The sequence below is a fragment of the Frankia sp. CeTa3Moorea genome, assembly GCF_978021225.1.
The window spans coordinates 1-7,480 of sequence record NZ_CDXDOR010000195.1 but is presented as its reverse complement, the minus strand read 5'-3'; the positions used below and the strand labels follow the sequence as shown (position 1 = coordinate 7,480).

8 protein-coding genes are annotated in these 7,480 nt (G+C 69.6%); 5 read left to right on the top strand and 3 right to left on the bottom strand.

Annotated elements, in window-relative coordinates:
* The coding region (locus AC08OV_RS22095) for a zinc ribbon domain-containing protein (protein ID WP_476620253.1) at positions 1–409 on the top strand (409 nt) is incomplete at its 5' end.
* Positions 410–546: 137 nt separating this feature from the next.
* Here AC08OV_RS22095 and AC08OV_RS22090 read toward each other — a convergent pair.
* Positions 547–2,286 carry a TAXI family TRAP transporter solute-binding subunit gene (locus AC08OV_RS22090; protein WP_476620252.1) on the bottom strand — a complete coding sequence of 580 codons (1,740 nt, stop codon included), beginning with the start codon at positions 2,284–2,286 and terminating at the stop codon, positions 547–549.
* Positions 2,287–2,443: 157 nt separating this feature from the next.
* Here AC08OV_RS22090 and AC08OV_RS22085 point away from each other — a divergent pair, with 157 nt between their 5' ends.
* From AC08OV_RS22085 to AC08OV_RS22075, 3 genes are all read left to right on the top strand, one after another.
* Complete coding sequence (locus AC08OV_RS22085) at positions 2,444–2,974, top strand: hypothetical protein (RefSeq protein ID WP_476615508.1); 531 nt, start codon at positions 2,444–2,446, stop codon at positions 2,972–2,974.
* A 23-nt stretch (positions 2,975–2,997) separates the two neighbouring features.
* Positions 2,998–3,966, top strand: coding sequence for a helicase domain-containing protein (locus AC08OV_RS22080; RefSeq protein ID WP_476615509.1), 969 nt, complete (start codon positions 2,998–3,000; stop codon positions 3,964–3,966).
* A gap of 67 nt (positions 3,967–4,033) precedes the next feature.
* The gene (locus tag AC08OV_RS22075; protein WP_011436808.1) at positions 4,034–4,426 is read left to right on the top strand and encodes a DUF2237 family protein; all 393 of its coding nucleotides are present in this window, start codon (positions 4,034–4,036) and stop codon (positions 4,424–4,426) included.
* 31 nt (positions 4,427–4,457) lie between these two features.
* Here the strand turns inward: AC08OV_RS22075 and AC08OV_RS22070 are convergent, their stop codons facing one another.
* Positions 4,458–5,393: a sulfotransferase family protein gene (locus tag AC08OV_RS22070; protein WP_476615510.1), complete on the bottom strand. Its 936-nt coding sequence runs from the start codon at positions 5,391–5,393 to the stop codon at positions 4,458–4,460.
* A gap of 230 nt (positions 5,394–5,623) precedes the next feature.
* On the opposite strand from AC08OV_RS22070, the gene AC08OV_RS22065 reads away from it, so the two are divergent.
* Positions 5,624–6,544, top strand: coding sequence for a glycoside hydrolase family protein (locus AC08OV_RS22065; protein ID WP_476615511.1), 921 nt, complete (start codon positions 5,624–5,626; stop codon positions 6,542–6,544).
* A gap of 143 nt (positions 6,545–6,687) precedes the next feature.
* Here the strand turns inward: AC08OV_RS22065 and AC08OV_RS22060 are convergent, their stop codons facing one another.
* The gene (locus AC08OV_RS22060) at positions 6,688–7,197 is read right to left on the bottom strand and encodes an ester cyclase (protein ID WP_476615512.1); all 510 of its coding nucleotides are present in this window, start codon (positions 7,195–7,197) and stop codon (positions 6,688–6,690) included.
* Positions 7,198–7,480: the final 283 nt, after the last annotated feature.

Here is a 7,480-nt window from a genome sequence, read left to right as displayed (position 1 = left end):
GAACATGACCCGGTCGGCGCGGGGCACGATGGAGGCGCCCGGGAAGAACGTCCGGCAGAAAGCCGGGCTGAACCGGGCGATCCTCGCGGCAGCCTGGAGCAGGCTCGGCGAGCATCTTGCTTACAAGACCGCCCGTGAAGGCGGGGAGCTGGTGAAAGTCCCGGCGCCGCGCACCTCGCAGCGTTGCCATGCCTGCGGGTTCGTCGATCCAGTGTCCCGCCGGTCGCAGGCGCTGTTCGCCTGCACCTCGTGTGGTTGGCAGGGGAACGCGGACACGAACGCGGCATTGAACATTCTCGCGGCAGGACAGGACGCAAGTCCCGGGCGTACAGCCCGTGTCGTGAACGGACGTGGAGCCACGGCGGTTACGTCGGGCTGCGAAGCGTCAACCACCCGGGACGCGGCATGACCGCCGCCGGGAATCCCTCGCGTTCACGCGGGGGAGGATGTCAACAGCCGGGCATCGCGGCGCTGGCCGCCGGGAGCGTCAGCCCGATCGCGACCGTCGTGCTGGTGGCGGTGACGCTGTTCGGCGCACAGTCGGTGTCAGGATGCCGGGCAGCCTTGGTGGATCTTGACTGATTCGTAGTACTTCTTCGCCTCGAGATGTAGGGGTACCAGGCAGTAGGCGGGATTGGTCCCTACCGTCTGGCGGCTTGTTAGGAAGTGCCGGCCTGCGTCGTCGGGCCACAGTGCGCGTTCGAAGACGGCGCGCTGGTTGGTGAGGGCCTGGGCGGTGTAGCGGACCAGGTCGGGGTCTGTGGCCTCGGTCGCGACGATGCCGTTGGGTATGGCGACGGTGGAGGCTGGTTCGATGCCGGGGTAGTCCTGGGGCCCGATGGTCTGGTTGCCGTAGATCTGCCCGCGGGCGAAGCTGTTCCCTGCCTTGGACCGGTAGAAGTTGTCCCATTCGGTCTCCATGGCCCGCTGGTAGACGGCGAGGGGGAGCAGGCGCAGGCCTACTCCTTCTGTTGCTTCCCGGTAGATTTCGTCGGTGGGTGCTCCGCCCGACCACAGCACCGCGTCGACGTGCCCGGCGCGCAGTGCTGCTAGGCCGTTGACCAGCGTCATCGGCTCAGGTGTGGCAGGCGTGAGGGAACAGGCAGAGGGCTGTGGGCCGGCGGCGAGCTGGATCTGGCGGAAGAGAACCTGCCCGATCTGGAAGGTTCCGGAGTCCGGGAGTCCGGTGGCGACGCGTGTTCCGGAGCAGAGCTGGTCTGCGGTAGTGATGTCGGAGTCTTGGCGTACGACGAGTTGCAGCAGGTCGAACCATAGCGGTCCGACCGAACGCAACTCGTCTATCGGGGAGCCGGCGAACTGCGACACAGCGTAGCGGGCGTCGACCGCTGTTGTGAGCTGGACGATCGACAGAGTGCAGCGTGCGTTGGGGTCGCGCAGGGTGTTCAGGTTGTGGGCGCTGCCGATCGTCGTTACGACGTTCACCTTCGTGCCGGGGTAGGCCGTGCGGAGGAGACCGGCCAGCGCCTCGCCGTACTTGTTGTAGGGGCTGTCCGGCTGACCAGTCATGATCGAGACACTGTCGCACTGGCCTATCGCAGCAATTTTCGGCCCGGATGGTGGGGCGGGGGCGGGGTCGGGATCGTCTCTCAGCCAGAGCAGCCACACAACGACCACGACCACGACCACGACCACGACCACGATGGCAAGGGTCCACCACGGGTGGGCACGAACCCCGTGCCAGACACCCCGCCAAGCGCGAATGACAATAGTGGAGCGGCCACTGTGTGATGGGTCCTCAGGCAGAACCGGGCCAGGCCAGGAAGGCTTAGGGAAGGGCGGCGGCTTGCTTGGTTTTTCCCTGCCCTTGCGCAGGGCGTTGATCTTCTTGGTGAGGCGGGTGGTGGCGGCAGGCTCGTCGAGGCCGAACAGGTCCAACGAGACGATCTGGCGGAGCGGATGCGGATCAGGCAGAGGGCAGTTGGTGATCTTGACGGGTATCAGCCTGCTGGCGAAGCCCAGCGGGTCGGCGGCGTGGACGGCGCGCCATTGCGCCTGGACGCGGTCGGAGGCCAGGTAGGCCTCGGAGAGCACGGCGATGGTGTGCGCGGCCTCGGTGACGCCCTGCTGGAAGCGGAAAGCCCAGTTCGAGCCAGGGATGGAGTCCCAGGCCTCGATCAGTACCCGGTAGCCGGCCGCCTCCAGCTGCCAGGCGATCCACTCCGCCCACTGCTGATCGGCCGCGGTGTAGGAGACGAAGAAGTCCGTCTTCGCCGGCACCCCCGCGGTGTTGTCGTCCGAGGGTTGGACCCCCGTATCCACGCCCATGCCCTACAGCATGCCATCCGGTCACGAACCGCTATAGACCCGCCGTCCTGGATGTGAGCTGAACACGCGACTCCGCCAGCCTCGGTCCTCAAGGAACGCGGGGAGTGCCGTCTTCGCCCGGATAGCATTTCTTGCCGACTTAAGAAAGGGGTGCTCGGTGGTGATCGACAGCATGAACGCCGAACCGGATGCGGATCCGGTCGATCTGACCGTCGAGGTGGCTGTCGAGGTGGCTGTCGAGGTGGCCGGACCGGACGCGGAGCTGGCCGCGGAACGCGAGCACCTCCAGCGCAGCCGGCGGGCGCTGGCGGGGATGCGGGCCGAGATCGAGGGAACGGAGATCACCGCGGGCGACGCGGTCGTGGACAAGGTGACGAACGCCTACCTGAAGCTGGCGAAGCAACGGCGGCTCGCCAGCTTCACCGAGCAGGAGGATTCGACGCCGCTGTTCTTCGCCCGGGTCGACTACGGGCCTGACGCGCCCCGGGTCCCCGGCTACATCGCCGCGGTGCTGCCCTCTCTCGGGGAGTTCACGGTGCGGCACAGCACCCTCGACGACGTGGTGGGCGCGGTCGCCGTGCATGGCACGGACCCCGACGACGTGGCCGCGCTCAAGGGCGACGCCCGGATGGCGACGGTGATCCGTCGGGCGTTGCCGACGAGTTCGCGGACCTGGCCGCCGACCTGATTGCGCAGCTGCGGGCGGGCGCGTTGCGCTACGGCACCGCCCGGGCACGCCTGGCCGGCCGGATCGCCGAGTCTGTCCGCGAGGCCGTCGAGGCGGTCTGGCCGCGGGCCGACGCGCCGGGCCTGGTGCACCGCCTGCTCACCGACCCGGCGTTCCTGGCGTCGGCGGCCAGCGGGGTGCTCACCGGCGACGAACAGCGCCTGCTGCTGACCGGCGCACCGCGAGGCGGGGCCCGGACGGCGCGCTGGTCGCTCGCCGACGCGTTCTGCATCGATGAGGCCCGGGACCTCATCGAGAGCGAACCGGGCTTCGGGCACGTGATCATCGATGAGGCGCAGGACCTCTCCGCGATGCAGGGCCGCGCGCTCGGCCGCCGCTGCGCGGACGGCTCCGCCACCGTCCTCGGGGACATCGCCCAGGGCACCACCGGCTGGGCCGCGACTTCGTGGCCGACGTTGCTGGCCCAGCTCGGCAAACCCACGGCGCACCTGGAGGTGCTGACCCGCGGTTACCGGGTGCCCGCGGAGATCCTCGACTTCGCGAACCGGCTCCTGCGCCACATCGCCCCGGATCTGCGCCCGGCGACCTCGGCGCGGACCACGCGCGGCGCGTTGACGACGGCCCCGACCACCCCGGAGGGGCTCACCGCCGCGGTGGTCGACCACACCCGCCGGACCCTGCCCCACCCCGGCTCGCTGGAGATCATCATCGCCGACCGGGAGGTGGCGGCACTCGCGGCGGCGCTGGACGCCGCGCGGCTGCCGATCGTCCCGCTCGACGGGGACACCCCACCCGGGTGGGCCTGCCTCGTGCCCGCCTCGCTCGCCAAGGGACTGGAGTTCGACCATGTCATCGTGGTGGAACCCGCCGCGATCGTGGCGGGTGAGGCGTGGCCGTTGCAGGGGTTGCGCCGGCTCTACGTCGTCCTCACCCGCGCCGTGAGCGCCCTCACCGTCGTGCATGCCGACGCGCTGCCCGCACAGCTGCGGTGAGCGACCTCGCGGGCCCGATCCGGGTGGTTGCCGTGTCGCCACCGGACGAGTGGGAGAAACTGTCGATGTGGCAGATGAACGGAATGTTCTCGGTGGGGAACTGGAGCCCTGCGGCACCGACCCGGTGACCGGCTTCTACCGCGACGGGTGCTGCAGCACCGGTCCGGAGGACCTCGGCAGCCATACCGTGTGCGCGGTGGTCACCACCGAGTTCCTACGGCACCAGCGGCAGGTCGGCAACGACCTGTCGACGCCCCGACCCGAGTATTCCTTCCCCGGCCTGCGCCCGGGTGACCGCTGGTGCGTGGTCGCGGTGCGGTGGCTGCAGGCCTACGAGGCGGGGGCCGCCGCGCCTGTCGTGCTGGCCTCGACGCACGAACGCGCCCTGGAGGTCATCCCGCTGGAGGCGCTGCGCGCCCATGCCGTCGACGTGCCCGCCGACCCACGATCGCTCGGCTGACCTCGGCCGGCCCCGCCCGTCGCCGGCCCCGTCAGTCGATGACCTCGGGTTTGAGGCCCACGGTGAGCCAGTCGGCGTAGGACAGGCCGGTGATCTCCTCGAGGCGGGCGATGTCGTCGACGAAATACGGCAGCACGGCGCGGCGCTGCTCGGGGGTGAGCTTCGGGCGCCCGCCCTTCTGCCGCTGCAACGCGGTGAGCAGCGGACCGCGGAAGGTCCTGCGCACGGGAACCGGGAAGTGATGCCCGATCCGCCCGCCGGTGCGCAGCGCCGCGCGCAGCACGCTGTTCACGGGGGTGTCCGCGACGAACGGCGTGACGTTCTCGGCGGGCACCAGGTCCACCAGACCTGTCTCGACGCCGAGGAACTCGCAGACCCGGTCCAGCGTGGCGGCGGGGGAGTCGCGCAGGTCCCGGTAGCGCAGCAGCAGGACCTGGTCGCGGGAGAACAGGGTGAACAGATGGCTGAGCTGCTCCCCGTACAGGCCTAGGGAGACGTAGTGCCAGAACTGGGCCCAGCCGGCGTCCCGGCGCTCACGCTCTAGGGCACAGGCCTGGACGAAGTCACGTTCCGGCTCCAGCCCCGCCGCCCACAGATGGGTCCAGTTCGAATGCGCGCGGTCGACCGGGTTGCGCAGCATGACGATGATCCGCGCCTTCGGCAGGAGCCGCCTGACCCGGTTCTGGGCGTCCAGGTCGTAGAGGTAGAACGGAGTAGCCTCGCCCTTGAGCGTCCCCGCCGGAGCGGCATCGAACAGCGCCTCGTAGCCGGCCCGCCGCCACACGTGCTCCTGGTACGTCTGGGCGTCACCGGGGCCGCCCCGGGCCGGCGGCGGCCCCTGTGACAGGAAGAACTTCGGCTCCTTCGCCGACGGGAGGAACAGCGCCGGGTGCCGGACGAGTGCCGCGTGCAGCGCCGTCGTTCCGGCTTTCGGCACGCCGATCACGAGGAAGTCGGGAAGGGCCATATGACGGGCGCTCCTGGACGACTGGGGTCGGTGGGCGACTGGGGTCGATGAGCGACTGGGGTCGGCCGCGGGCGGATCCGGCCGTAGGCAGCCCCGGGGCCGGGGTACGCACCTCGCATATTCCAGTAATCCGACCGGGGACCTCAAGATGGTAGCGGTCAGGGCGGGACGGCGTGAACGGAACGGAACGTTCGTCATCCTTACCCCGCCGGTAGGGTTGCTGCGTGGTAATGAGCAAACAGCACCTGGTGGCGACGACCGTACCGCTCCCCGGACTGAGGCCCGCCGTGACCGTGGTCGCGCCGCCCGGTGACGGCCCGGGGTACTGGGCCGGCGCGCCGTGCGCCATTACGGTGGATGGCGTATTCCATCTGGCCTATCGGCTGCGCCGTCCCATCGGGATCGGCCGGGGTTTCGGCGTCGTCATCGCCCGCTCCACCGACGGGGAGAACTTCACCGAGATCGCCGTCGTGCCCCGGGACCCGTTCGGCGCCGAGAGCCTGGAGCGGCCCGCTCTGGTGGTGACCCCGCAGGGATCATGGCGGCTCTATGTGAGCTGCGCGGCTCCGGGCAGCCCGCACTGGTGGGTGGACCTGCTGGAGGCCGACGACCCCACGGCGTTCGACCCGGCCCGCCGCCGCACCGTCCTGCCCGGCGATCCGGCCAGCCTCGCCGTCAAGGACCCGGTCGTGGTCCATTACGGCGGGCAGTGGCATCTGTGGGCCTCCTGCCACCTGCTCGACGACCCGCTGGCGACGGACCGGATGGACAGCCGCCACGCCACGAGCCCGGACGGCATGACCTGGACCTGGACCGGAACGGCGCTGGCGCCCCGGCCCGGCTGCTGGGACGCCCGCGGCGTGCGGATCAGTTCCGTGCTCACGGGCGGCTCCCAGCCGGTCGCCCTGTACGACGGTCGGGCCACCGCGGCGGAGAACTGGGCGGAACGCACCGGCCTCGCCGTCGGGGTGACCGTCGACCGGTTCCACGCGGTCGGCACCGAGCCGGTCGCGGTCTGTCCGGACGGGGACGGCGCCCTGCGCTACGTCAGCGTGGTCGAGCTCCCGGACGGCGGCCGGCGGCTGTACTACGAGGCCTCCCGGCCGGACGGCAGCCACGAGCTGCGCACGGAGCTGCACCCGGCCCCCTGAGCTGCCCCCGGTGTCCTGAACGCTGCCGTTTTCCCTGGTTGGCGGCGTCTTGGCGGGGGTGCTGCCCTTAGGGAGAGGCCGCGTCCAGGGAGAGACACGGCGGTGCTCGCGCGACGAGGGCGCGCCCTGCCCGCGGGTTCGGGTCAGGCGATGGCCGTTCGGATGGGTTCGCGGTCAGTCAGGCCCACGCCGCCGCGCGGAGCATCGGTCTCCCCCTTCATCTGACGGAAGATCGAGTCGTTGTCCCAGTACGCGCGCTCGGCGATGATTTTGTCCGGTTCCTGGTCACTGAAGATGTAAAGCACAACGCTTTCGAAATGAACCGGACGACCCTGAGGGGCGATGCCGGCGAACTCGCCCTGATGTGTCCCTGCCAGGGTCACCTCTCGCCAGGAGTAGCCGGGGAGGTCGTATTCTCCGGTGACAGTGACGATGAAGTCCGGTAGGGCAAGAGCGAGCGCTTCGTAGAACTCCTGAACGCCGTTGATTCCTTCGTAGCGGGCGTTTAGCGGGACGACGTCGTAGAAGGCGCGCTTGTCGCGCAGGAAGGTGTCGTAGACCTTCTCCCAATCCTTGGCATTCTCCTGGCGGATGTGCTCCTCGATTGTCGCGCGCTGCCAGGAGATACGCTCCTCGGTGGCAATAGTGGTCATGGTCGTTATTTCCTGGTCCTTCTCGTAGAAGGAGAATTCGTTGCGGATTCATCGTACAACAGGTTTGGGCGCGGAACAGTTCGGCTCTTCGAATTACGGTGGATGTCGTAATTAGGCGGGCACGCGTGGCGGGATGGCTGGAGTTCCGGGATGCGGCCAGCAGGGCCGGGTGGGCCGGGACGCGGCGTTGCGGCGTCCGCCATGCTGGAGCGGAACGTGCCGCCCGCACCGGTGATGATCGCGACCGTCAGGTCCCTGCGGCCCTTGCCGGCTTCTATCGTGG

Coding starts and splice junctions, on each gene's coding strand:
- AC08OV_RS22090 (WP_476620252.1), bottom strand. CDS start 2,286: ATGGGCGTGGATACGGGGGTCCAACCCTCGGACGACAACACCGCGGGG.
- AC08OV_RS22070 (WP_476615510.1), bottom strand. CDS start 5,393: ATGGCCCTTCCCGACTTCCTCGTGATCGGCGTGCCGAAAGCCGGAACG.
- AC08OV_RS22065 (WP_476615511.1), top strand. CDS start 5,624: ATGAGCAAACAGCACCTGGTGGCGACGACCGTACCGCTCCCCGGACTG.
- AC08OV_RS22060 (WP_476615512.1), bottom strand. CDS start 7,197: ATGACCACTATTGCCACCGAGGAGCGTATCTCCTGGCAGCGCGCGACA.